A 22,502-nucleotide genomic window follows, 5' to 3' on the forward strand; every position below is an offset into this window, starting at 1 on the left:
TGGGTGCGCGGCCGTTGCGTCGCACGATCCAACGCGAGATCGAGGACCAGCTCTCGGAGAAGATCCTGTTCGGCGAGATCGGTCCCGGACAGGTCATCACCGTCGACGTCGAAGGCTGGAACGGCGAGGGTTCGGGCGAGGACGCCAAGTTCGTCTTCGCCGGCAAGGCCAAGCTGACCAAGCCCGAGCCGGTCGAGGACAAGCCGGTCGCGGCCCTCGCGGGCGATACGGCGGCTGCCGCAGAGTAGTCCATACCGAGACCCCCGCTACCGATTCGCTTCGGTAGCGGGGGTTTTCGGTTGTACACCTAGTCCAGTAGCGCGCGGACCGGCGCGAAAGCGGCCGCGAGGTCTTCGGGAACCAGCACCTCGTCGATGCCGAGCGCGTCCCGGCGGGCCGCCAGGGCCGCGGCGGCGCTGCCCGGATCCGGATCGAGGAATCCGGCCGCGCCCGCCGCCCGCAGTTCGTCGGCGGTGTGGCCGAACTGCCGGGCGATCCAGGTGGGCACCTGGTCGCCCAGGCCGACCAGTTGATGACCGAAGCGGATATCGCGGTCGGTGTTGTCGCGCACCACCCGCACCATCTCGGCCAATTCGGATTCGGTGGTCAGCGGTCCGGCGGCGAGGATGATCCGGTCGGCTACGGTCGCGGCCGCCGCCAGCATCCGCGGGCCGCTCGCGGCGATGACGACCGGCGGCGCGGGATCGACGCCCGCACGCACCGCGGCGACCGTCGCCAAGAGGTGGGCGCGCCGCTCAGCCGCGGAACCCCAAGGGCGGCCCAGTTTCTCGGCCTCGCCCGCCGCGTCGGGGCGGCCGATGCCGATACCGAGTTCGAACCGGCCCGCCGAGAGCAGTTGCAGCGCGGCCACCTCGCGCACGGTGGCGGTGGCGGTCCGCAACGGGGCGGCCAGCACATGGGGGCGCAGTCGCAGCGTTGCGGTGACCCCGGCCGCCGCCGCCAGCGTGGGGAACGGCGAGGCGATGTGGAGGGTGTCCGGCAGCAACAGTGTGCGATAGCCGTCGCGTTCCGCCTGCTGGGCGAGGTCTGTCCATTGCGCCCCGGATCGAGGGGTGGCGATGAGACCGAATTGGATGGGCATATCCCAAGCCTGCACCCCGCTGCGGCACGAGACATCGGATTGGCGGCGTAGCTCGAGCTACGCGTGGCGGACTATTGCCAACCGGGACGGACCAGTCCGGATTCGTAGGCCAGCACGACGAGTTGGGTGCGGTCGCGGGCGTCGAGTTTGGTGAGGATGCGGCTGACATGGGTGCGGGCCGTCGCCGGACTCATGAACAGGCGCGCGCCGATCTCGGCATTGGTCATTCCCTCGGCGACCAGGGTCATGACCTCGCGTTCCCGGTCGGTGAGTGTGGACAGGGCAGCGGGCGGCGGCTCTTTGGCGTGGGCGGAGAATTCGGCGATCAGGCGACGGGTGACGCCGGGGGACAGCAGCGCCTCACCGGCGGCGACGACCCGCACGGCGCGCACCAGGTCCGCCGGTTCGGTGTGTTTGACCAGGAATCCGGTCGCGCCGACGCGCATGGCCTCGAAAACGTATTCGTCGAGTTCGAAGGTGGTCAGCACCACCACGCGGACCTCGGACAGTGCCGGGTCGGCCACGATCATCCGGGTGGCGGCCAGCCCGTCCAGCAGCGGCATGCGGATATCCATCAGCACCACGTCGGGGACCAGGGCGCGCGTGCGCTCCACGGCCTGTTCGCCGTTCGCGGCCTCGCCGACCACCTCGATACCGTCCTGCGCCGCGAGCAGCGCGACGAAGCCGCCGCGCACCAGCGCCTGATCGTCGGCCACCAGCACTCGAATGCTCATCGCGCCCTCCGCTCGATAATTCAGCTCGGCCGGACGCCGGGCGGCACGCTCACCGCATCGGCCGCCCGGTCTTCTCGCTGCGGGCCTGGCGCGGGCCGGGCCGGGGGTGCTTCGCTACCGGGTTCGTAGGCGGGCAGTCGGGCCGCCACCCGGAAGCCGCCGCTGGGGCGCGGCCCGGCGGTGAGCGCGCCGCCGAGCGCGTGCGTGCGCTCGCGCATGCCGAGGATGCCGTTGCCGCCCGATCCGGTGCGCGGCGGGTTCTCGGTGGGACGGGTGTTGTCGACGGTGATATCGACCGAGTCGGCGGTGTAGCGGACGGTGACGGTGGCCGCCGCGCCGGGCGCGTGGCGTACCACATTGGTCAGCGCCTCCTGGACGATCCTGGAGGCCGCCACATCGATGACGCTCGGCAGTTTCCGCGCCTCGCCGACCACCCTGGTGCCGACGACGAGTCCGGCGGCGCGGGTGCGCTGTAGCAGCGCGTCCAGGTCGTCGATGCTGGGCGCGGGCGCGCGCGGTGCGGGGCGGACCGGCGGTTCGGGTTGTCGCACGGTCGAATACCGTTCCGGCGCACCGATATCGCGTCCGAAAAGGCCGAAGATCCGTGTATTGGAAGGGTCTTCGTAGCGGCCGGGTTCGCTGTCCGAAACCGGCTGCACCGGTTCGTATTCCGCCCCGGCGAGTCCGGTTCCGGACCGAATCGAGTGCAGCAGTGTGTGCACGTCGGCGAGTGCGTCCTTGCTGGTGGTCTTGATGGTGGCCAGTGCGGCGGCGGCCTGCTCGGGTTTGCGATCGAACAGTTCCAGCGCCACCGAGGACTGCACATTGATCAGCGAAAGACTGTGTGCCAGAACGTCGTGCAGTTCGCGCGCGATGGCGAGGCGCTCCTCGCTGGCGCGTCTGGCCCGCTGTGCCTGTTCGTCGCGATGCGCCGCCTCGGCCCGCTGGCGCCGGGCCAGCAGCGCCGCCGAGCGCTGGCGGATGCCCTCGGCGATGAGCACCAGCACGCTCAGCCAGGCGGCCAAGGCGAAGATCATCGGCCAGTGCGGGGGATAGCCCATGGCCACGGGCAGCGGGAAGACCAGGCACAGGAACCCGAGCGGCGCCACGGGATAGGTCCACCAGCGCGATCCGGTGGTCGCGGCGGTCAGGAAGGCGACGACCAGGCTCAGGAAGATCGGTCCGTACCCGTATCCGGCCATGATGTAGGCCAGGCAGATGCCGACGGCGAACCACAGCACCGGCACCGGCTGGTATCTGCGCCACAGCAGCGCGGCGGGGCCGACGAGCAGCAACAGGTAGCCGAACAGGCCCAGCGGATGCATATCGGGCTGCGCCCGATTGGCGAAGGACCCGCCGAGGACCACCACCGCGGTGACGGCCAGTGCGACCCCCCAGTCCCGCGCGAGCAAGCGACCTGTCAACCCTGGCACCTTCACATGAGTCAGCCTATTGCGCCGAACCCGATTGCGAAGTCCGCCTGGAAACGTAGCCTCGACATCGCTCGCCGACGGATGTGTCGGCGCACCGTCGCGGCGGATGCTTCGGACATGACCGATTCGATCGTGGTCACCGAGGGGTTGACCAAACGCTATGGTGCGCAGACCGCCGTGGACGCGGTGCGCATGCGAGTAGGGGCCGGGGAGATCTACGGATTCCTCGGGCCGAACGGTGCGGGCAAGACGACGACGCTGCGCATGCTGGTCGGTCTGATCCGGCCGAGTGCGGGTCGCGCGACGGTGCTGGGCCGCCCGCCCGGCGATCCGGCGGCATTGCGCCGCATCGGTGTTCTCATCGAGGGACCGGGTTTCTACCCCTACCTCTCCGGTGCGGACAACCTGCGTGTGCTCGCCGATTACCGGGGACTCGGCGGCGCGGCGGTGGCCGAGGCGCTGGACCGGGTCGGGCTCACCGCGCGGGCCGGTGACCGGTTTCGCACCTATTCGCTGGGTATGAAGCAGCGACTGGGGGTGGGCGCCGCCCTGCTCGGCCGCCCCGACCTGCTGATACTCGACGAGCCGACCAACGGCCTCGATCCGGCGGGTATGGCCGAGATGCGGGAGTTGATCGTCGCGCTCGCCGCCGACGGGCACACCGTGGTGCTGTCGAGTCATCTGCTCGGCGAGGTGCAGGAGATCTGCGACCGGGTCGGGGTCATCTCCGGCGGTCGGCTGCTCACCGAGTCGACGGTGGCCGAATTGCGCGGCGCGGCAACCATTCTGCTGCGCGCCGACCCGCTCGAGGTGGCCTACCCGGCGGTGCGGGCGGTCCTCGGCGCGCGCCATGCACTGATGACGGACAGGGGAATTCGGATCGAGGCCGGAGCCGATTTGGCGCCGGTGGTGGCTCGGGCGGTCGTCGAATCGGGGGCGCGGCTGCTCGAGCTGCGCATCGATGAGAAGTCCCTGGAGGAAGTGTTTTTCGAGATGACTCAACTGGAGGTCGCGTCATGATCGCGCTACTCGCCTGCACCAGAGCCGAATTGCGGCGACTGGGCCACTGGCCCGCGTTCTGGATCGTGCTCGGCGTCTGGCAGGCGCTGAACCTGGTGTTCGCCTACGTATTCAATTATCTGGCCTATTCCAGCGGAGAGTCGAGCCGGATGTCGAATGGCCTGCCGCGCGAACAACTGCTGGGGCAGATGCTGCCCTCGGCGGTGCCCGAGGTGTTCACCCAGGGGATGGCGATGTTCGGCGGTGCGCTCGTGCTGGTGCTCGGTGCGCTCGCGGTGGGCAGCGGATTCGGTTGGGGTACTTGGAAAACCGCGTTCACGCAGGGGCCGCCGCGCGCGGCGGTGCTCGGTGCGACGATGCTGGCCCTGCTGCTGGTGGTAGTAGCGCTGGTGTGCGCGGTATTCGTGGTCGACACCGGGGTGGCCGCGGTGATCGCGGGCAGTCAGGGCGCGTCCCCGGCATTGCCCTCGCTGTCGCGTGCGTTGCTCGGGATCGGCGCCGGGATCGCGATCCTCGGCATGTGGACGCTGCTCGGGGCGCTGATCGGCGCGGTGGCGCGCGGACCCGCGCTCGCGGTCGGGCTCGGGCTGGTCTGGGTGCTGGTGGTGGAGAATCTGCTGCGCGGTGTCGGCAGTATTTTCGCGCCGATCAGGGGTGTCACCGATCATCTGCCCGGCACCGCGGCGGGATCGCTGGCCGGTGCCATGCGCACTGTTGCGGGGTCCGCGACGCCGGGGGTACTCGATACCCTCTCCGGGTCGCAGTCGGTGATTCTGCTGGCGCTCTATGCCGCCGTCTTCGTGATCGGAACGCTGTGGCTGTTCCGGCGGCGCGATGTGGCGTGACAGGTCTCCGAACGGCCTGCCGCACACCGATTCTCGGCACCGTGCGGTGTCAGTTCCGATCGGATCCCGCCGCCACAGCGCCGAAAGCGGGCGCGACGGGTAGGTTCGTGCTGAATCGATCAACGGCGAAAGGAATGCGATGCCCACACGTACCGCGCGCACCGCTTGGACCGGCACCCTCCAGGAGGGGACGGGACAGGTGGAGCTGGCCAGTTCCGGCGTCGGCAAGTACGACGTCTCCTTCCCCAAGCGCTCGGCCGACAACGCGGACGGGACCACCAGCCCGGAGGAATTGATCGCCGCGGCGCACTCCTCCTGCTACGCCATGGCGCTCTCGGCGCAGATCGGCAATGCGGGCGGCACTCCCGAAAGCCTGGATATCACCGCTGATGTCACCCTCGGCCCCGATCCGGCGGGCGGGTTCCGGATCAGCCGGATCAAGCTGACGGTGCGCGGCCGCGCCTCCGGTATCGATGCCGCCCAATTCGCCGAGGCCGCCGCTGCGGCGAAGGCGGGCTGCCCGGTCAGCAAGGCGCTGGCGGGCGTGGACACCATCGAACTGGACGCGGTCTTCGAATCCTGAACGCGAGCACCCGGTTTCCCGCCGATCGGGAAACCGGGACGCGACCTGCTACGGCCGAAAATAGGCTCGGCTGTCGGCGCGATACATGGCGCCGATGGCCACGAAGACGGCCGCGATGTGGATCAGGCGCAGCAGGCCGACCAGCACCGCGTCGGCGCTCACGCCGTCGAATAGCGCGTCGGGATGGTAGAGCACCGCTTCGATCGGCCCCACGAGCAGCGAGGCCGACCCGAAGACGCCGATTCCGACGGTGAGCACGGCCCGCGCCCAGCGCGCGCCGTGCGTCATCCGCACCGCGACAATGAAAACCACCGCGTACACCGCCAGACGCACGCCGACATTGATACTGAGCCCGACCCCGTTCGGCTCCGGCTCTCGCAGCGCCGCCGTCACATGTTCGATCCCCTCACCGACCCCGGCCAGCAGCGCGGTCACCACCGCGACGAAGGCCACCAGCACCCCGCGCGGCGGATTCTGGCGTGGTCGGGCGGGAACGAAGAAGGCAGTGCCGGTCATGGAACCGACACTGCCCCGGCACTTCTCGACGCGGATCAGACTGCGGTAGTGATACCGGCTCGTACGGCGGTATCACGTCCCGACGCGAAATCAGTGAGCACGGCGAAACCAAGTGCCAGCGCGGCCCACAGCGTGGCCGTCTCGCCGAGGGAGACCGCGCGGAACTGCCACAGCAGCGTCGCGGGGAAGTCGGACTTCACCTCGTTGATACCCGGCAGCAGAATGTAGCCGACCGCGACGATCACCAGGAACGCCGCGACCCCCGCCGACAGTCGAACTGTATCGCGTTGGGCGCGCAGCACCTTGAACAGGTACACCCCCGCGCCGACGGCCGCGAAACCGAGCAGCACCGCCGCGAACCACAGCAGCGTGCGCTGGTTGATGGTGTCCGGCTCACCCACGGCAGGTGGATTCGCCGGATATTTGAAGAACGGCACCGCGACAATGGCGGCCCAGCCGCCGAGGCCGAGCAGCAGCGCCAGTTTCGGACCCGGCAGCGCGGTGTGGCGTCGGGCGAAATGCGCGGCCGTACCGAACAGCGCCCCGAGCGCCAGCCCGGCCAATCCGAGTGCGAGGAACTGACCCGCCTTCTGGCCGGTGCGGCTGACCAGCGGCTCCCCCTCGTGGGTGTGACCGCCGGATTCGGTGGCGCTGTGTGCCTCCTCGATCGCGATGGCCGCGTCCACCTTGGGCTCGCCGAGGGTGAAACCCACGGTGGCGGCCAGTAAACCCGCGATCAGACCGGCGAGCAGGCCGCGCAGCAGCAGTGTTCTGAGCGGTCCGGTCAGTGGCACGGCACGCCCAGCAGGTGGCGTCCGTCGTGCATCAGCTCGTGCAGGTACATCCCGCTGCGCGAGATGACGCCCTGGTCGAAGCCGACCAGGTACAGCGTGAGCAGTGCGAGCAGTACGACACCGGCGGCGACGAGCAGCGTCGACAGGGAATCGGTCGCCCGGCTGGGCGAGTGCGCGATGGCCATTCGAGTCCTCCTTGGGATGTGCGCGTCCCATCGGGTTGTGCGCGAAGATGCCGGTGTCTGGCTGTCCGGCACCGGGACTCGGTGCGTGGATCACAGTGGCGCGACCGCTCCGGATTCACACCGGATTACCGCAGCACCCTCGCTTTCCCTCGAACTGTGACACTCGCCGCCGGGCGGCGTCAATATGTGGCGGGCGCGCGTCCCGCTAGTTGGACTTGGCCGCCACGTCCAGCACGACCTCGAATTCCAGCAGCGAGGCGCCGGTGGCGACCGGCTTGCGCTCGGATCCGGCGTGCGCGGCCTTGGCCGGGCCGTCGCGCCAAGCGGCGAAGGACTCCTCCGAATCCCACTGCGTGACAACGAAGTAGCGATTCTCGCCCGCCGTCGGCCGCAGCAGTTGGAAGCCGAGGAAACCGGGCGAATTCTCCACCGCGTGCGCGCGATGGGCGAAGCGCTGCTCCAACTCCGGGCCCGCGCCCTCGGGGACCTCGATTGCGTTGATCTTCACAACAGCCATGACTCCGACAATACGGCGGTGCGCGGCCGCCGCGCGGGTGCGGGCAGAATCGGGCGGTGCTATTCGAACAGGGCGGGGCGGGTAGGCCGATCCTGCTGTTGCACGGGTTGATGGGCAGCGCCCGCACCTGGGGCGACCATATCGACTGGTTGCGCGGCTACGGCCGGGTCTACACCTTCGACGCCGCCGGGCACGGCCGCCCGGCCCCGGAGCAGCTCACCACCGAGGCGTTCGTCGCCGATCTGGCCGAGGCCACGGCCGGTATCGCCGAGCCGATGGTCCTGATCGGACATTCGATGGGCGCGCTGCACGGCTGGGTCTTCGCCGCGCACCATCCCGACCGGGTGCGCGCGCTGGTGGTGGAGGATATCGCCCCGGATTTCCGCGGCCGCACCGCGCGCGACTGGGCGGCCATGATCGAGGCGTGGCCGCAACCGTTTCCGGACGCGGACGCGGTGCTCGACTACTTCGGCCCGGTGGCAGGCCGGTACTTCCTGAATTCGTTCACCCTCGGCCCGGACGGATACCGGTTGCACGGGTCGGTGGCCACCTTCCGGGCTATCTCGGAGGAGTGGGGATCACGCGAGTTCTGGCGCGAATGGCGGTCGCTGCGCATGCCCGTGCTGCTGCTCGAGGGCGAGCATTCGATCACCCCGCCGGGGCAGATGCGGGAGATGGCGCGGGTGCATCCGGATGCCGAGTACGTGCTGGTCCCGGATTCCGGCCACCTCGTGCACGACGATCAGCCCGCGCGGTATCGCCAAGTCGTCGAGCGCTTCCTGCGTCGCGTCTAGACCACGGCTCGAATTCCGACCAGCGCGGCTGCGGCCTAGCTCGCCGCCTGGCCGCATCGTCGCCCCCGATAAACCCCGGTATCGCGAACTTCTCCGCCTTGCCGGGCGACGAGCTGAGCCACGGATGCATCCGAATGAGCCTCCGAGAAAGGGCCTAGACACCACCCTCGCCTGCCAGGGCGAACAGTCCGTCGGCGGTCTGCTCGATCAGGCCGTCGACGAGCAGAGAATCCAGAGCGCGGTCGCGCTGGCCCGGATCGCGAGTCCAGGCCAGGTCCAAGCGAATTCGCTCCACCGGACCGGTGGCGGCGCGCAGCACGTCGAGCAGTCTGCCCCGTGCCTGACGATCGGTGCCTTCGTATTTCTGTGTGCGCCTGACGGTTTCGGCGGCCGGGCGGCCCTTCTCGACCCACGAGCACCGGGGCAGCGGGCAGCGGGAGCAGTCGGGGGTGCGGGCGGTGCACACCAGCGCACCCAATTCCATCAGCGCGGCCGAGAAGGTCGCGGCACGGGAAACCGACCGCGGCAGTAGGGCTTCGGTCTCGGCGAGATCGCGCGCGGACGGATTGCCCACCTCGCGGCCGTGTACGGCGCGCGCGACCACGCGGCGAACATTGGTGTCCACCACCGGAACCCGCTGGCCGTAGGCGAAACAGGCCACGGCGCGCGCGGTATAGGCGCCGATACCCGGCAGCGCGAGCAGCAGTTCCACGTCGGCGGGCACCGCGTCGCCGTGTTGTTCGGCCAGCACCCGCGCGCACTCGTGCAGCCGCAGCGCCCGACGCGGATAGCCGAGCTTGCCCCAGGCGCGCAGCACCTCGGCCTGCGAGGAGGCCGCCAAGGCCGAGGGAACAGGCCAGCGCGCCACCCACTCGCGCCAGATCGGCTCCACCCGCACCACCGGCGTCTGCTGGAGCATGATCTCGCTCATCAGGATCTGCCAGGCGCTCACACCGGAGCGCCGCCACGGCAGCTCGCGGGCCTCGTCGCGGTACCAGTCGAGCAGCGCCGCCGCATCGATACCGCCCTGTTCCGCCACGTCTCACCATCTCCGTTTGGACCGGATCGTCCGGTGTTCACCATCGGGTTGCCAGTCGAACTCGCTGGTAGCCGATGCCCCGTGCACAATGGGTTCCATGTCGCAGCTCACCCCGATCACGGCTTGGAAATCGCTCAGGGAAGGCAACGACCGCTTCGTCACGGGCAACCTGCTGCATCCTAGCCAGGGCGCGGCGGATCGGGCCAAACTCGTCGACGGACAGCATCCGGCCGCCATCCTGTTCGGCTGCGGTGACTCCCGCGTGGCCGCCGAACTCATCTTCGACCAGGGCCTCGGCGATATGTTCGTGGTCCGCACCGCGGGACACGTGGTCGACAGCTCCGTGCTCGGCTCGATCGAATACGGCGTTCACGTGCTGAACGTGCCGCTGATCGTGGTGCTCGGCCACGACAGTTGCGGGGCGGTCAAGGCCACGCTGGACGCGCTCGACGGCGGCGAGGTGCCGGGCGGATTCATTCGCAGCGTGGTGGAGCGGGTCACCCCGTCCATTCTCGTCGGCCGCCGCGAAGGTCTGACCACCGTCGACGATCTGGAGGCCAGGCATGTCGTGGAGACGAGCCGACTGCTCATGCAGCGGTCGATGATCATCTCCCAAAGGGTGGCCACCGGTGAATGCGCCATCGCCTGCGTGACCTACCGGCTCTCCGAGGGGCGGGTCACCTTGCAGCGGGTGGTCGGCAATGTCGGCGAATCCGCCTGAGTCCGGCCCGAACCCGACCGGTCGCGCCTGAGCCGCATTGGTTCGGGCGGGTCCGAATCGGGTCGAATTCGCCCCGATTCGGTGGGACTCGGCGAGCCGCGCAATGTACCTGCACCGTGCGTGCCGCCTCATCCGACACGCCGGGGTCCTCAGCGGCTGTGCCCGGCCGTGCCCTTACCGTTGAGGCGTGCTGGAACCCACTGGACCGCTGCCTCCGGAGATCTACTGGCGTCGCCGCGTTTTCGCCATCGCCGCATTGGTGCTGGCACTCGCGCTGGTGATCTGGGTGGCGCTCATGGTCGCTCGGCGCGGTTCGTCCGAGCCCGCGGCGGCCGCGGCGAGTTCGACCCCCGCCGCGTCGCACCGCTCCGCTGAGCCGAGCAAATCGGGTGATCCGGCCAATAAGTCCGCCGAGGCCGCCGCCGCCGGAAAGCCGTCGGCAGGCGCCGAAGCGAGCCCGGTCAAACCGTCCGGCCCGCCCGTGACCTCCGCGGCCGTGCTCGCCGCCCCACCGCCCGGCCAATGCCCGGACCAGTCGCTCGCGGTGAAGGTGACGGTGGAGCAGCCCACCTACAAATCCGGTGAGCAGCCGGTGTTCTGGATCGTCATCACCAATATCTCGCAGGTGGCGTGCTCGCGCGATCTGGGTTCCGGGCTCCAGCAGGTCTCGGTGCAGACTCTCGACGGACAGCGCCGCATGTGGTCGAGCACCGACTGCTACCCGGACGGTCAGCCCGATATCCGCGCGCTGAATCGCGGTGAGCAGGCTGGTTTCACCGTCACCTGGTCCGGATCGACCTCGCAGCAGACCTGCGCCGGTGAACGCGTCCAGGTCCCGGCCGGCGCGTACGCCGTTGTCGCCCAACTCGGTTCCATTCGCAGCGCGGCGGAGCCGTTCAATATCGCCTAGTAGGCGTGTCGGCGCAGCCGTCTTTGAACCCGCACGGGGCCGGGGCGGGGTCCTAGGTGGTGCTGTCGGCGAGGCAGTCCGCAGACCTGCGCATGGCCGGAGCGAAGGCGGAGGTACGCCTAGGACTCCGGGGGGACATCGTCGAACATGTCCGGCTCGCGGTCGAATTCGGCGCTGTTGGCGCGCAACGTCTCGTGCTGGGCGCGAATTCGCTTGGCCAATGTGGTTTCCGAACTGTTGACCGGGGCAGGGCCGCTGCCGGGGGCGCCGTCGGAGCCCTTGGCGCGCTTGGCCAATCCGGCCAGCCGCAGCGCCGACTGGACATCGGCGACCTCGTGCACCTTCATCGTGACGCCCTTGCGTTCGACACCGGGCGGCACCAGCGCCGTGGTGAAGCCCAGCCGCTCGGCCTCCGCCAGCCTGCGCGACACGCCCGAGACTCGACGCACCTCGCCTGCCAGCCCGACCTCGCCGAGCAGCACCCAGCCCACCGGCAGCGCCCGCTCGCGGGCCGCGCTCGCGATGGCCAGGGCGATGGCCAGGTCGGCGGCGGGTTCGTTCAGACGCATACCGCCGACGGTGGCGGCGTAGATATCGTGTTTGCCCAGGAACATTCGGGCGCGGCTCTGCAGCACGGCGAGCACCATGGCGACCCGGTTGTAGTCCAGTCCGCTGACGGCGCGGCGCGGCGAGGGGATCTCGGTGCCGACCGTGAGGCCCTGCACCTCGGCCACCAGGGGCCGCTTGCCGTCCATGGCGACGGTCACCGCCGTACCGGATACCGATTCGGTGCGGTGGTGCAGGAACAGTCCGGACGGATCGGCGACGCCCGCGATGCCGTCGTCGTGCAGTTCGAAACAGCCGACCTCGTCGGCGCTGCCGAAGCGGTTCTTGATGCCGCGCACCATGCGCAGGGTGGAGTTCTTGTCGCCCTCGAAATGCAGGACCACGTCGACCAGGTGTTCGAGGGTGCGCGGACCCGCGATGGCCCCGTCCTTGGTGACGTGGCCGACCAGCAGCACCGCCGTGCCGCTCGCCTTCGCCAGCGCGGTGAGGGTGGCCGCCACCGCGCGCACCTGGGTGACCCCGCCGATCACACCGTCGGTATCCGGGGCCAGCATGGTCTGCACCGAGTCGACCACCAGCAGCGTCGGCCGCACCTGCTCGACATGTCCGAGCACGATCGACAGATCGGATTCGGCCGCGAGATAGACCTTTTCGTGCACCGCGCCGGTGCGGTCCGCGCGCAGGCGCACCTGTCCGGCCGATTCCTCGGCCGTCACGTACAGCGAGATCTCCTCGCGCTGATCGGCCCAGCGGTGCGCGACCTCGAGCAGCAGCGTCGACTTGCCGACGCCCGGTTCGCCCGAGAGCAGCACCACCGAACCGGGCACGATGCCGCCGCCGAGCACCCGGTCCAACTCCGCCACGCCCGTGGGCCTGGCTTTGGTGACCTTGGCGTCGATCCGGGAGATGGGTGCGGCGGCGGTGCTGGGCAGCATGGCCTTGCGTCCGCCGGGACCGGCGACGGCGGCGGCGGAGAGGACCACCTCGTCGACGGTGCCCCACGCGCCGCAGTCCGGACATTTGCCCACCCATTTGGCGACCTCGTGCGTGCAGGCGGAGCACCGGAAGATCTGCTTGGTCTTGGCCACAGCCGCACCTTACGGATCGGTGCCGACACCGGATTCGGCGGCGCGCCGCCCCGCAGGCCCCGATACGGGGGCGCCAGTGTCCCTGGTACGCGAAAACGGCTGCCGCGCAGGGCGACAGCCGTTTCGGCGATGGGGTCAGTGACCGCCCTTGTGCTCGCCTTCGGCGGCCTTGTCGGAGGTGTCGCCCTGGCGCTCGGTCAGCGGACCCGCGTCGACCGGGACCTGCACGCCGACGGTGCCGTTCTGCTTGAAGTTGAAGGTCACCGTGTAGGTGAGGCCCGGACCGATATCCCTGGTGAGTCCGGAGATCTCGATCATGGCCGGGTTGGCGGCCGGATCCTCGGCCTTCTCGCCCGCAGGGCGGGCGGCGGTGGGGCTCGCGCCGTGGCCGGTGGCGGGCGCGGCGGGCGAGGTGGTCGGCGCGCCCGCGGGGGCGCTGGTGGCCGCGGCGGCCGGTGCGGCGTGGCCGCCTGCCTTGGCCGCGGCGACGACCGTGTGCTGCGGTTCGATGACCACCCCGGACTTGCCCGCAGGCGCGGTGAGTTTCACATCGCCGAGATCGGTTTTGACGCTGATGAGTTCGTCGGTGACGGTTTCGCTGTTGTTGATGATCGACAGCGCGATCAGCGCCTTGCCGCCCTTGGCGTTGTTGTATTCCGGACCGGCGCCTGCGCCGGGGTACACGATGTGCACATTGCGCAGCGCGATCCGGCCGATCTCGGCGTGGTTGCCGTTGATGGCGGGGACCTGGTTCGCGGTTTGGGAGACCTGGCCCGCGCCGCAGCCGGACAGGGCCAGCGCCGCACCGGCGGCCAACGCGGCTACCGGCGCCATCCGACGCCACTTCGACGTCCGCGCCCCCGACGCGGCGGTCACAGCTTTCAGGGCAGTCACGATGTCCTCCATGTCCGGCGAGGTGCGGGCGGGCTCGCTCCGCTCGGGAGCGTAATAACTAGGGAGCGTAGTAGTTCCCTCGGCGTCGTGGTCGTCGGGGCTCGCGATCAGGGCGCGTCGCGCGGGCGGGTGCCGGCGTGTCGCGCGGGTGTGCGTCGAAGCCGTTCTGGCACAACGGAATGCACATCGGATCTGTTCTGTCAACCCCGACGGTGCCCTCGTTGTGGCCCTGACCTGCACAGTTGATCGCGCCGTTATCGAGTCGCATGTTAAACTGTGAACATCGAAAGGGGCACGGGACACATGATTTTTAAGGTCGGAGACACCGTCGTTTACCCCCACCACGGAGCGGCGCTGATCGAAGCAATCGAGACTCGCACCATCAAGGGTGTGCAGAAAGAGTATCTGGTCCTGAAGGTCGCGCAAGGAGACCTGACTGTTCGCGTTCCCGCGGAGAACGCCGAATATGTCGGCGTTCGCGATGTCGTGGGCCAAGAGGGTCTCGACCGAGTCTTCCAGGTGCTGCGCGCGCCGCACACCGAGGAGCCGACTAACTGGTCTCGCCGCTACAAGGCCAATTTGGAGAAGCTGGCCTCCGGCGATGTGAACAAGGTCGCCGAGGTCGTTCGCGACCTGTGGCGCCGCGAACAGGATCGCGGCCTGTCCGCGGGCGAGAAGCGCATGCTCGCCAAGGCGCGTCAGATCCTCGTCGGCGAGCTCGCGCTCGCCGAGGGCACTGACGACGGAAAGGCCGAGATTCTGCTCGACGAGGTTCTGGCCGCGGCGTCCTGACCGTGCCCGAGCCCTCCGGCGACGCATCCGTCGTCGCATTGGTTCCCGCCGCCGGTCGCGGAGTTCGCCTGGGTGCCGACGCGCCCAAAGCGTTCGTCGCGGTCGGCGGCGTCCCGATGGTCCGGCTCGCCGTCGATGGGCTCTTGGCCTCCGGCGCGGTGGATCGGATCGTCGTCATGGTTCCCCCCGAATTCGTGGCGGGTGCGGTTGCCCTGCTGCCCCCCTCGGATTCGGTCGATGTGGTGGTCGGCGGGGCCGAGCGCACCGATTCGGTGCGCGCCGGTATCGCCGCTGCCCCCAATGCCTCCTACTACCTGGTGCACGATGCCGCCCGCGCCCTGACCCCGCCCGCGCTGATCGCGCGGGTCGCGGCCGAGTTGCGGGCGGGTCATCCGGCCGTGGTGCCCGCGCTGCCGGTGGTGGACACCATCAAATCCGTCGATGCCGAGGGCGTGGTGACGGGCACTCCGGAGCGGGCGCGGTTGCGCGCGATCCAGACACCGCAGGGTTTCGCCGCCGATCTACTGCGCGCCGCCTATGCCGCCGATCTCGTCGCCACCGATGACGCGGCCCTGGTCGAGCGGCTCGGCGCGCGGGTGCGCACCATCTCGGGCGACCCGCTGGCTTTCAAGATCACCACGCCGCTGGATCTGCGGCTGGCCAACACGTTGCTCGGCCACCCGGCGGGTCTGTCGTGACCGCGCCGGAGCTGCGGGTCGGCATCGGCAGCGATGTGCATCCGATCGAGGTGGGCAGGCCGTGCTGGATGGCGGGTCTGCGCTTCGACGGCGATGACGGCTGCTCGGGTCATTCCGATGGCGATGTGGCGGCGCACGCGCTGTGCGACGCGCTGCTCTCGGCCGCCGGTCTGGGCGATGTCGGCGCGGTTTTCGGCACCGGTCGCCCGGAGTGGGCGGGCGTGTCGGGCGCGGCCATGCTGCAGGAGGTGCGGCGGCTGCTCGAGGCGGAGGGTTTCGCGACGGTCAATGCCGCCGTGCAGGTCATCGGCAATCGGCCCAAGATCGGTCCGCGCCGGGCCGAGGCGCAGCAGGTGCTCGGTGAGCTGCTGGGCGCGCCGGTCTCGGTCTCCGGCACCACCTCCGACGGACTCGGTCTGACCGGCCGCGGCGAGGGTATCGCCGCCATCGCCACCGCGCTGCTGCGATCCTGTCGGTGACCGTGCTCCGGCCGAGTGCGGCCGGGTCCGTTGACCGACCTCCCACCAGCTAGGATCGACTGCCGTGACGCTGCGCCTCTTTGATACCGACACCAGGACCATGCGCGAATTCGCGCCGCTGGTCCCCGGATGTGTTTCGGTATACCTGTGTGGGGCGACAGTGCAGGGCGAGCCGCATATCGGACATATGCGCAGCAGTGTGGCCTTCGATGTGCTGCGGCGCTGGTTGCTGGCCCACGATCAGGATGTCCGTTTCATCCGGAATGTCACCGATATCGACGACAAGATCCTGCGCAAGGCCGAGGAGGCCGGGCGGCCGTGGTGGGAGTGGGCCGCCACCTGTGAGCGCGCCTTCAACCACGCCTACGAGACGCTGGGCGTGCTGCCGCCCTCGGCCGAGCCGCGCGCGACGGGCCACATCACCCAGATGGTCGAGATGATGCGGCGGCTCATCGAGCGCGGACACGCCTACGCCTCGGCGGGCAATGTCTATTTCGATGTGCTCAGCTACCCGGATTACGGCAGGCTCTCCGGTCACCGCATCGACGATGTGCATCAGGGCGAGAGCCTCGGCGCGGGCAAACGCGATCCGCGCGATTTCACCATGTGGAAGGCGGCCAAGCCGGGTGAGCCGAGTTGGCCATCGCCGTGGGGGCCGGGTCGTCCCGGCTGGCATCTGGAGTGCTCGGTGATGGCCGAGTACTACCTCGGCGCCGAATTCGATATCCACTGCGGTGGTTTGGATCTGGTCTTCCCGCACCACGAGAACGAGATCGCCCAGTCCAAGGCCGCCGGGCACGGATTCGCCCGGTATTGGCTGCACAACGGCTGGGTGACCATGTCCGGGGAGAAGATGTCCAAATCGCTGGGCAATGTGCTCTCGGTGCCGAATGTGCTCGAGCGGGTGCGCGCGGTGGAGTTGCGCTTCTACCTCGGCAGCGCCCACTACGCGTCGATGCTGGAGTATTCGGACAAGGCGCTCGCCGACGCGGCCCAGTCCTATCAGCGCCTCGAGTCGTTCGTGCACCGGGTGGTCGAGCGGGCGGGCGCGGTGCCGGTCGGCAAGTGGACCGATGCCTTCGCCGAGGCCCTCGACGACAACCTGTCCGTGCCGCGCGCGCTGGCCGAGATCCACGGCGCGGTCACCGAGGGCAATCGCGCGCTGGACGCAGGCGCGGTCGATGCCGCGCGCGACTCGGCCGCCCAGGTGCGCGCCATGCTCGCCATCCTCGGTGTCGACCCGCTGGACCCGCACTGGTATCGCCCGCAGGACAATTCGGCCGCGCTCGCCGCGCTGGATACCCTGATCGGCGCGGAACTCGACCGCCGTCAGCGCGCCAGGGCCGAAAAGGACTGGGCCAGTGCCGATGCCGCACGCGACCGATTGCAGGCCGCGGGCATCGAGGTGACCGACACCCCGAACGGCCCCGAGTGGTCGCTGAGCGTACCCACCGGAAAGGCTGATTGATGGCAGGCAATTCGCAGCGTCGCGGCGCGACTCGTAAGACCGGCAGCAAGAAGGGAGCCGTGGTCGGCTCCGGCGGCAAGCGCAGGCGCGGGTTGGAGGGACGGGGGGCCACCCCGCCCGCCGAGCAGCGCACCAAGCACCCTGCGGCCAAACGTGCGGCCGCCAAAGCCAAAGCGGCGCAGGTCAAGTCGGGCGCGCAGCCGGGGCGGCCCCCGGCCCGCCGCACCGAGGACGGTCCCGAGGTGGTGCTCGGCCGCAATCCGGTCCTGGAATGTCTGCGCACCGGCGTGCCCGCGACGGCGCTGTACGTCGCGGTGGGCACCGAGAACGACGACCGCCTCACCGAGAGCGTGAAACTGGCCGCCGATGCGGGCATCTCCATTCTGGAGGTGCCGCGCACCGATCTGGATCGGTTGAGCCACAACGGTTTGCATCAGGGGCTCGCGCTGCAGGTGCCGCCCTACCGCTACGCCCACCCCGATGACCTGATGGACAAGGTGCGCGGCTCGCAGGAGCCCGCACTGCTGGTGGCGCTGGACAATATCTCCGATCCGCGCAATCTGGGCGCGGTGATCCGCTCGGTCGCCGCCTTCGGCGGGCAGGGTGTGGTCATCCCGCAGCGGCGCAGCGCGAGCGTCACGGCGGTGGCCTGGCGCACCAGTGCGGGCGCCGCGGCCAGGCTGCCGGTCGCGCGTGCCACGAATCTGACTCGCACGCTGAAGGATTGGGCAGGCAAGGGCATTCAGGTGGTGGGTCTGGACGCGGGCGGCGACACTGCTATCGACGATTTCGACGGCTCGGTGCCGACGGTGGTCGTGGTCGGTTCGGAAGGTAAGGGCCTCTCGCGCCTGGTGCGCGAGAACTGCGACCAGATCCTGAGCATTCCGATGGCTGGTCCGGTGGAATCGCTCAATGCCTCGGTGGCCGCGGGCGTGGTGCTCGCCGAAATCGCGCGCCAGCGCCGGCGGTGAAGGTTACCCACCAAAACGGCTAGCGCCCCGTAGAATTCGGCTGGTGGTCATACCCAACACGGTGCCGGGCAACCCGGTAGAGCATCCCAATGCCACGGCCGTGCTGTTCCTCGGCGCGGCGAGTCTGCTGTGCTGCGGTGTGCTCGGGCCGGTGGCCTGGGCCATGGGCAAGCGCGCGCTCGACCAGATCGAGGAGTCCGGTGGCGCGTACGGTGGCCGGGCACAGGTGCTGGTCGGCTATATCCTGGGCATTGTCACGACGGTCTTCATGGTCGTCATCGCGATCGTCTTCTTCCTCATGCTGCTCGGCGGCAATGCTTGATCAAAGTGACTTGATCAGAGCGGCTCGATCAAGCCGGCTCAACGAAGCAGCTTGATCGAGCCGGTTTGATCAGGCGAGGCCGGGGCGCTCGTTTCCGGTGTCCCATGCGGGCCATTCGCCGCTGACGCTGCCCGACCAGTTCGGCTGGCGGCGATCCTTGAAGGCGGCCATGGCCTCGCCGCCGTCGATCCCGCGGTCCACATGGTGATTGAGGTCGGTCTCCAATTTTCCGACCACGGCCGGGGTCATACCCAGACCTTCCCACAGCAGCCGCTTGGACAGCGCGACAGGCAGCGGGGCCGAACCGTTGGCCAGATCGTGCGCCACGGCGAGCGCGGTGGGCAGCACCTCGGCGGCCTCCACGCAGGCATTGGCCAGGCCAAGGGATTTGGCCTCGTCACCGTCGAAGGTGCGGCCGGTGAGCAGGATGTCGGCGGCATTGGCCATACCGATCAGGCGGGGCAGGGTCCAGTGCGCGTAGCCGTCGGCCAGCACGCCGCGCCGCACCTGATTGAGGCCGTAGACGGCGTCGCGCGCGACATAGCGCAGATCGCACTGGAGGGCCAGCGCTAAACCGATGCCGACCGCATGCCCGTTGACGGCCGCGATCACTGGTTTGCGCACCCGCCACGGCGCGGGTTCGATGGTCGCGCTGACCTCGCCTATCCGATTCGACAGGTCCGCGCCCGCGCAGAAGGCGGGCGGGGTCCCGGTGATGACCACCGCCCGGATGGCGTCCTCGGCGTCGCAGCGCCGCAGTGCCGCGCCGAGCGCCGCGGCCATCGCAGGGGTGACGGCATTCTGCTGGGCGGGACGGTTCAGCGTGAGCACGGCGGTGCCCCCCGAGACATCGACGAGCAATTCCGAACTCATGCCATCGGATGGTAGTCGGCTTGCTCAGTTGTCCCGCAAGATCTTCCGGCCGATCGCGTACTTGTGCACTTCGGTGGGGCCGTCGTAGAGGCGGAAGGCGCGCATATCGCGGAAGATCATCTCCACCACCGTCTCATCGCTGATGCCGATACCGCCGAGTACCTGCACGCAGCGGTCGGCCACCTTGAAAAGCTCTTCGGAGACGAAGGATTTGGCCATCGAACTCTCGTGGCGCGCCTGCTCGCCACGGTCCATCAGCCAGCAGGCGTGCCAGATGGTGAGTCTGCACTGATGCAGGGCGATCTCGTTGTCCGCCAGCAGGAACGACACACCCTCGTGCTCGCCGATCGGTTTACCGAAGGCGGTGCGGGTCCTGGCGTGCTCGATGGCGATGTGTTGGGCGCGCTCGGCCGCACCGAGCCAGCGCATGCAGTGGGTGAGCCGGGCCGGGGCGAGTCGCAATTGCGCGTAGCGCAGGGCTTTTCCGGTCTCGCCCAGCAGTGCGGAGCGCGGCAGCACCAGGTCGTCGAATCGGACGACGCCGTGTCCTGCCACGTAGTTGCGGTCCATTGTGTTCATGGTCCGTTCGATGACGATGCCCGGTTGGTCGCCGTCGGTGAGGAAAAGGGTGGGTCCTGGTTCGAGTCCAGCCGCGGCGAGTTCGGGGGATGGGGCCAAGCGGGCCATGATGATCCAGGTCTTCGCGCCCTTGGCGCCGGTGATCAGCCATTTGCGACCGTTGACGGTGAAATTCGCGCCGTCGAAGCGGGCCTCCGTATTGAGCTGTGCCGGATCAGAACCCGCGCCGCAGGGTTCGGTCATGGCGAAGACCGAACGCTGATGGCCGTCGAGCATCGGCCGCAGGTACCGCTCGGCCTGCTCCGGATCGGCGATCTTGCCCAGCAGGAACATATTGCCCTCGTCGGGGGCGGCGCAGTTCATGGCGACGGGACCGAGGGTGGACCAGCCCGCGGCCTCGTAGAGCACCGCCTGCTCCAGGTGGGTCAGTCCGCGCCCGCCGAATTCCTTGGGGGCCTGGATGGTCAGCAGATCCTCGGCGCGCGCGAGTTCGACGAGGTCCCGGCGCAGTTCATCGGTGGGGCCGTGCGCGGTCAGGCGCGGATCGCGTTCGAAGGGGATGACGCGGTCGGTGACGAAGCGGCGCACCCGGTCGCGTTCGGCGACGAGGTCGGCGGGTATCGAGAAGTCGATCATCGGTGGTCACCTTCGTTGATGGACGCGTGGGTCCGAGCATACGAAATCGGGACCGACTACTGAAGGCACCCGCCATCAATGGGCGCGTGCCAAGGCCCGCCTGCGCGGTCCGATCACCCGACACACCAAATAGATGCCGAAGGAGATGGCGGTGACGAAGGTGGACACCGGAACTCCCGGCGCGAGCGAGAGCAGGATCCCGCCCACCGCGGCCGTCTCGGCGAAGACCACCGCGAGCACGGTGGCCCGCACCGGATTCGCGGTCAGTTGCGCCGCCGCCGCGGCCGGAGTGATCAGCAGCGACAACACCAGCAGCGCGCCGACGATCTGCACGCCGAAAGCGGCCGTGATCCCCAGCATGACGGCGAAGACGATGGACAGCGCCCGCACCGGAACCCCGCGCGCCACCGCGACTTCCGGATCGGCACTGGCGAACAGCAGCGGCCGGTAGACCACCGCCAGCACCGCCAAAACCGCGACCGTGCAGGTGATCAGCAGCGCCAACCCGCTGTAGCCGACGCTGACCACCTGACCGGTGAGCAGCGAGAATTTCGATCCGGCCCGCTCCGGCCCCAGCCACAGGAACAGCACCGACAGACCCAGTCCGAACGAGAGCACCACCGCGATCACCGAATCGCGTTCCCGCGCGCGGGTTCCCAGCACACCGAATAGCAGCGCCGCCACCACCGAACCCGCGATCGCGCCGAAGCCGACGCCGACCCCGGCCAGCAGCGCCGCCGCCGCGCCGGTCAGCGACAGTTCGCTGGTGCCGTGCACGGCGAAGGACATCTGCCTGCTGATGATCAGCGGCCCGATCACCCCCGCCAGCAGTCCGAGCAGCGCGGCCGCCAACACGGCCTGCTGGACGAAGTCGTAGCCGAGCAGGTTGGCGGTGGTGCCGAAATCGAACATCCTGGTGAAGACGCCGGAGAGCTTGTTGTTCACGAGCGCACCCCCACTCGCTCCGATTCGCCTGCCGCGGTCATGGGTTCGCCCGCGGTGCTCGCGGATTCGGGGGTGGTTGTGGCGTGTTCGTTCGCCGCCGTGGCGGTAGCAGGCTCGGATTCGGGCGCGTTCGGCGTGGATTCGCCTCGGGCGGCCTCGGATTCGTGATGTCCACCGAGCGCGTCGATGGTGTCGCCGGTGCCGACGACCACGAGCCGCCCGCGCACCCGCAGCACGTCGACCTCGGTGCGGTACAGCTCGGAGAGCACCTCGGAGGTCATCACCTCCTCGGGCGTGCCGATGCGGAACTTGCCGTCGACCAGGTAGAGGACCTTGTCCACCAGCGGCAGAATGGGATTGATCTCGTGGGTGACGAAAAGCACCGCGGTGCCGTGGGTGCGGCGACGTCGGTCGATCAGTTCGGCGACCAGGCGCTGATTGGCCAGGTCGAGGCTGAGCAGCGGTTCGTCGCAGAGCAGCACCTTGGGATCGCCCACCAGTGCCTGCGCCACCCGCAGCCGCTGCTGCTCGCCGCCGGACATGGATTCCAGTGGGGCATGCGCGAATCGCTCCGCGCCGACGGCGGTGACGGCGGCGGCGATCTTCGCCCGGCGCTCCCGGCGGCCGCGCAGACCCAGTCCCCAGTGGTGTCCGTCGACGCCGAGGCCGATCAGGTCGACCCCGCGCAACTGCACTCCGGTCTCGAACGACTTCTGCTGCGGGATGTACCCGATATCCGGATTGCCCAGGCGCGCGGGCGCTCCCGCGATCCGCACCGAGCCGGCGGCCAATTGCACCTGACCGAGCAGCACCTTCAGCAGTGAGGTCTTGCCGGTGCCGTTCGGGCCGAGGATGGCGACGAATTCGCCCGCGCGAACCGCGAGATCCAGTCCCTGCCACAGGGTTCGGTCGCCATAGGACAGCCGGGCGGCGTCGAGCCGGACCACCGGTTCGACGCCGCCCCGACCATGGTCGGTCGAGAGTGAATCGCTCATGA

At 69.3% G+C, this 22,502-nt stretch carries 26 protein-coding genes, 1 pseudogene and 1 riboswitch; of the genes and pseudogenes, 13 read left to right on the plus strand and 14 right to left on the minus strand.

Translation table 11 applies throughout. The features are described 5' to 3' along the window. Window positions 1-248, plus strand: a 248-nt coding sequence (locus D5S18_RS25230; protein WP_120043585.1) for a ClpB D2-like domain containing protein, incomplete at its 5' end; no start/stop codon positions are given. A gap of 59 nt (window positions 249-307) precedes the next feature. Here the strand turns inward: D5S18_RS25230 and D5S18_RS25235 are convergent. The 3 genes from D5S18_RS25235 to D5S18_RS25245 form a co-directional block, all read right to left on the minus strand. Further along, window positions 308-1,102 (minus strand): LLM class flavin-dependent oxidoreductase, encoded by a 795-nt coding sequence (locus tag D5S18_RS25235; RefSeq protein ID WP_203236905.1) that lies wholly within the window; start codon window positions 1,100-1,102, stop codon window positions 308-310. A gap of 71 nt (window positions 1,103-1,173) precedes the next feature. Further along, window positions 1,174-1,836: a response regulator transcription factor gene (locus D5S18_RS25240; protein ID WP_120043586.1), complete on the minus strand. Its 663-nt coding sequence runs from the start codon at window positions 1,834-1,836 to the stop codon at window positions 1,174-1,176. A 20-nt stretch (window positions 1,837-1,856) separates the two neighbouring features. Further along, window positions 1,857-3,269, minus strand: coding sequence for a histidine kinase (locus D5S18_RS25245; protein ID WP_345789818.1), 1,413 nt, complete (start codon window positions 3,267-3,269; stop codon window positions 1,857-1,859). Between the two features lie 117 nt (window positions 3,270-3,386). On the opposite strand from D5S18_RS25245, the gene D5S18_RS25250 reads away from it, so the two are divergent. From D5S18_RS25250 to D5S18_RS25260, 3 genes are all read left to right on the plus strand, one after another. Beyond that, window positions 3,387-4,289, plus strand: coding sequence for an ABC transporter ATP-binding protein (locus tag D5S18_RS25250; RefSeq protein ID WP_120043653.1), 903 nt, complete (start codon window positions 3,387-3,389; stop codon window positions 4,287-4,289). Beyond that, the gene (locus tag D5S18_RS25255; protein WP_120043587.1) at window positions 4,286-5,134 is read left to right on the plus strand and encodes an ABC transporter permease subunit; all 849 of its coding nucleotides are present in this window, start codon (window positions 4,286-4,288) and stop codon (window positions 5,132-5,134) included. Before D5S18_RS25250 ends, D5S18_RS25255 begins: the two co-directional genes overlap by 4 nt. 139 nt (window positions 5,135-5,273) lie before the next feature. Next, a complete protein-coding gene (locus tag D5S18_RS25260) occupies window positions 5,274-5,717 on the plus strand; it encodes an OsmC family peroxiredoxin (protein WP_120043588.1) in 444 nt (147 codons plus the stop codon). A gap of 48 nt (window positions 5,718-5,765) precedes the next feature. On the opposite strand, the gene D5S18_RS25265 is transcribed toward D5S18_RS25260, so the two are convergent. From D5S18_RS25265 to mhuD, 4 genes are all read right to left on the minus strand, one after another. Beyond that, the gene (locus tag D5S18_RS25265) at window positions 5,766-6,233 is read right to left on the minus strand and encodes a hypothetical protein (protein WP_120043589.1); all 468 of its coding nucleotides are present in this window, start codon (window positions 6,231-6,233) and stop codon (window positions 5,766-5,768) included. Between the two features lie 35 nt (window positions 6,234-6,268). After that, window positions 6,269-7,027 (minus strand): CbtA family protein, encoded by a 759-nt coding sequence (locus D5S18_RS25270; RefSeq protein ID WP_120043590.1) that lies wholly within the window; start codon window positions 7,025-7,027, stop codon window positions 6,269-6,271. Next, window positions 7,018-7,212 carry a CbtB domain-containing protein gene (locus tag D5S18_RS25275; protein ID WP_120043591.1) on the minus strand — a complete coding sequence of 65 codons (195 nt, stop codon included), beginning with the start codon at window positions 7,210-7,212 and terminating at the stop codon, window positions 7,018-7,020. Before D5S18_RS25275 ends, D5S18_RS25270 begins: the two co-directional genes overlap by 10 nt. 31 nt (window positions 7,213-7,243) lie before the next feature. Then, a riboswitch (cobalamin riboswitch) is annotated at window positions 7,244-7,374 on the minus strand. A gap of 43 nt (window positions 7,375-7,417) precedes the next feature. Next, on the minus strand, window positions 7,418-7,729 hold the full coding sequence (mhuD, locus tag D5S18_RS25280; RefSeq protein ID WP_120043592.1) for a mycobilin-forming heme oxygenase MhuD: 312 nt from the start codon (window positions 7,727-7,729) through the stop codon (window positions 7,418-7,420). A 56-nt stretch (window positions 7,730-7,785) separates the two neighbouring features. On the opposite strand from mhuD, the gene D5S18_RS25285 reads away from it, so the two are divergent. Next, on the plus strand, window positions 7,786-8,523 hold the full coding sequence (locus D5S18_RS25285; protein ID WP_120043593.1) for an alpha/beta fold hydrolase: 738 nt from the start codon (window positions 7,786-7,788) through the stop codon (window positions 8,521-8,523). A gap of 154 nt (window positions 8,524-8,677) precedes the next feature. Here D5S18_RS25285 and D5S18_RS25290 read toward each other — a convergent pair whose 3' ends face one another. Then, on the minus strand, window positions 8,678-9,562 hold the full coding sequence (locus D5S18_RS25290; protein ID WP_120043594.1) for an HhH-GPD family protein: 885 nt from the start codon (window positions 9,560-9,562) through the stop codon (window positions 8,678-8,680). A 97-nt stretch (window positions 9,563-9,659) separates the two neighbouring features. On the opposite strand from D5S18_RS25290, the gene D5S18_RS25295 reads away from it, so the two are divergent. Both D5S18_RS25295 and D5S18_RS25300 read left to right on the plus strand, forming a co-directional pair. Then, a complete protein-coding gene (locus tag D5S18_RS25295; protein WP_120043654.1) occupies window positions 9,660-10,283 on the plus strand; it encodes a carbonic anhydrase in 624 nt (207 codons plus the stop codon). 187 nt (window positions 10,284-10,470) lie between these two features. Continuing rightward, window positions 10,471-11,193: a hypothetical protein gene (locus tag D5S18_RS25300; protein WP_120043595.1), complete on the plus strand. Its 723-nt coding sequence runs from the start codon at window positions 10,471-10,473 to the stop codon at window positions 11,191-11,193. Between the two features lie 119 nt (window positions 11,194-11,312). Here D5S18_RS25300 and radA read toward each other — a convergent pair whose 3' ends face one another. Then, entirely contained in the window at window positions 11,313-12,848 is a 1,536-nt protein-coding gene (radA, locus tag D5S18_RS25305) for a DNA repair protein RadA (protein WP_120043596.1), read from the minus strand. A 135-nt stretch (window positions 12,849-12,983) separates the two neighbouring features. Beyond that, window positions 12,984-13,742, minus strand: coding sequence for a copper chaperone PCu(A)C domain-containing protein (locus D5S18_RS25310; RefSeq protein WP_239003991.1), 759 nt, complete (start codon window positions 13,740-13,742; stop codon window positions 12,984-12,986). Window positions 13,743-14,045: 303 nt separating this feature from the next. Here D5S18_RS25310 and carD point away from each other — a divergent pair, with 303 nt between their 5' ends. From carD to D5S18_RS25340, 6 genes are all read left to right on the plus strand, one after another. Next, window positions 14,046-14,534 (plus strand): RNA polymerase-binding transcription factor CarD, encoded by a 489-nt coding sequence (gene carD, locus D5S18_RS25315; RefSeq protein ID WP_120043598.1) that lies wholly within the window; start codon window positions 14,046-14,048, stop codon window positions 14,532-14,534. A gap of 2 nt (window positions 14,535-14,536) precedes the next feature. Continuing rightward, window positions 14,537-15,232, plus strand: coding sequence for a 2-C-methyl-D-erythritol 4-phosphate cytidylyltransferase (gene ispD, locus D5S18_RS25320; RefSeq protein ID WP_120043599.1), 696 nt, complete (start codon window positions 14,537-14,539; stop codon window positions 15,230-15,232). An 11-nt stretch (window positions 15,233-15,243) separates the two neighbouring features. Beyond that, on the plus strand, window positions 15,244-15,711 hold the full coding sequence (gene ispF, locus D5S18_RS25325) for a 2-C-methyl-D-erythritol 2,4-cyclodiphosphate synthase (RefSeq protein ID WP_120043655.1): 468 nt from the start codon (window positions 15,244-15,246) through the stop codon (window positions 15,709-15,711). Window positions 15,712-15,775: 64 nt separating this feature from the next. Further along, a complete protein-coding gene (gene cysS, locus D5S18_RS25330; RefSeq protein ID WP_120043600.1) occupies window positions 15,776-17,179 on the plus strand; it encodes a cysteine--tRNA ligase in 1,404 nt (467 codons plus the stop codon). Continuing rightward, window positions 17,179-18,150, plus strand: a complete 972-nt coding sequence (gene rlmB, locus D5S18_RS25335) for a 23S rRNA (guanosine(2251)-2'-O)-methyltransferase RlmB (RefSeq protein WP_120043601.1) — start codon at window positions 17,179-17,181, stop codon at window positions 18,148-18,150. Before cysS ends, rlmB begins: the two co-directional genes overlap by 1 nt. A gap of 43 nt (window positions 18,151-18,193) precedes the next feature. Then, a complete protein-coding gene (locus D5S18_RS25340) occupies window positions 18,194-18,472 on the plus strand; it encodes a DUF4190 domain-containing protein (RefSeq protein ID WP_120043602.1) in 279 nt (92 codons plus the stop codon). Between the two features lie 69 nt (window positions 18,473-18,541). Here D5S18_RS25340 and D5S18_RS25345 read toward each other — a convergent pair whose 3' ends face one another. From D5S18_RS25345 to D5S18_RS25360, 4 genes and pseudogenes are all read right to left on the minus strand, one after another. Next, window positions 18,542-19,345 carry an enoyl-CoA hydratase/isomerase family protein gene (locus tag D5S18_RS25345; protein ID WP_120043603.1) on the minus strand — a complete coding sequence of 268 codons (804 nt, stop codon included), beginning with the start codon at window positions 19,343-19,345 and terminating at the stop codon, window positions 18,542-18,544. Window positions 19,346-19,369: 24 nt separating this feature from the next. Continuing rightward, window positions 19,370-20,560, minus strand: coding sequence for an acyl-CoA dehydrogenase family protein (locus D5S18_RS25350; RefSeq protein ID WP_120043604.1), 1,191 nt, complete (start codon window positions 20,558-20,560; stop codon window positions 19,370-19,372). A 75-nt stretch (window positions 20,561-20,635) separates the two neighbouring features. After that, window positions 20,636-21,472 (minus strand): metal ABC transporter permease, encoded by an 837-nt coding sequence (locus D5S18_RS25355; RefSeq protein ID WP_439651173.1) that lies wholly within the window; start codon window positions 21,470-21,472, stop codon window positions 20,636-20,638. Between the two features lie 206 nt (window positions 21,473-21,678). Continuing rightward, window positions 21,679-22,500 (minus strand): annotated as a pseudogene (locus D5S18_RS25360) (metal ABC transporter ATP-binding protein); the annotation flags it as partial. Window positions 22,501-22,502: the final 2 nt, after the last annotated feature.

This window comes from Nocardia panacis (assembly GCF_003598715.1).
Lineage (GTDB): Bacteria > Actinomycetota > Actinomycetes > Mycobacteriales > Mycobacteriaceae > Nocardia > Nocardia panacis.

Excerpts from the sequence above, each read along its gene's own strand:
- D5S18_RS25260 (WP_120043588.1), top strand. The coding sequence starts at position 5,274 with ATGCCCACACGTACCGCGCGCACCGCTTGGACCGGCACCCTCCAGGAG.
- D5S18_RS25255 (WP_120043587.1), top strand. The coding sequence starts at position 4,286 with ATGATCGCGCTACTCGCCTGCACCAGAGCCGAATTGCGGCGACTGGGC.
- D5S18_RS25265 (WP_120043589.1), bottom strand. The coding sequence starts at position 6,233 with ATGACCGGCACTGCCTTCTTCGTTCCCGCCCGACCACGCCAGAATCCG.
- D5S18_RS25250 (WP_120043653.1), top strand. The coding sequence starts at position 3,387 with ATGACCGATTCGATCGTGGTCACCGAGGGGTTGACCAAACGCTATGGT.
- rlmB (WP_120043601.1), top strand. The coding sequence starts at position 17,179 with ATGGCAGGCAATTCGCAGCGTCGCGGCGCGACTCGTAAGACCGGCAGC.
- carD (WP_120043598.1), top strand. The coding sequence starts at position 14,046 with ATGATTTTTAAGGTCGGAGACACCGTCGTTTACCCCCACCACGGAGCG.
- D5S18_RS25355 (WP_439651173.1), bottom strand. The coding sequence starts at position 21,472 with ATGTTCGATTTCGGCACCACCGCCAACCTGCTCGGCTACGACTTCGTC.
- D5S18_RS25295 (WP_120043654.1), top strand. The coding sequence starts at position 9,660 with ATGTCGCAGCTCACCCCGATCACGGCTTGGAAATCGCTCAGGGAAGGC.
- D5S18_RS25240 (WP_120043586.1), bottom strand. The coding sequence starts at position 1,836 with ATGAGCATTCGAGTGCTGGTGGCCGACGATCAGGCGCTGGTGCGCGGC.
- D5S18_RS25275 (WP_120043591.1), bottom strand. The coding sequence starts at position 7,212 with ATGGCCATCGCGCACTCGCCCAGCCGGGCGACCGATTCCCTGTCGACG.
- D5S18_RS25350 (WP_120043604.1), bottom strand. The coding sequence starts at position 20,560 with ATGATCGACTTCTCGATACCCGCCGACCTCGTCGCCGAACGCGACCGG.
- mhuD (WP_120043592.1), bottom strand. The coding sequence starts at position 7,729 with ATGGCTGTTGTGAAGATCAACGCAATCGAGGTCCCCGAGGGCGCGGGC.
- D5S18_RS25345 (WP_120043603.1), bottom strand. The coding sequence starts at position 19,345 with ATGAGTTCGGAATTGCTCGTCGATGTCTCGGGGGGCACCGCCGTGCTC.
- D5S18_RS25235 (WP_203236905.1), bottom strand. The coding sequence starts at position 1,102 with ATGCCCATCCAATTCGGTCTCATCGCCACCCCTCGATCCGGGGCGCAA.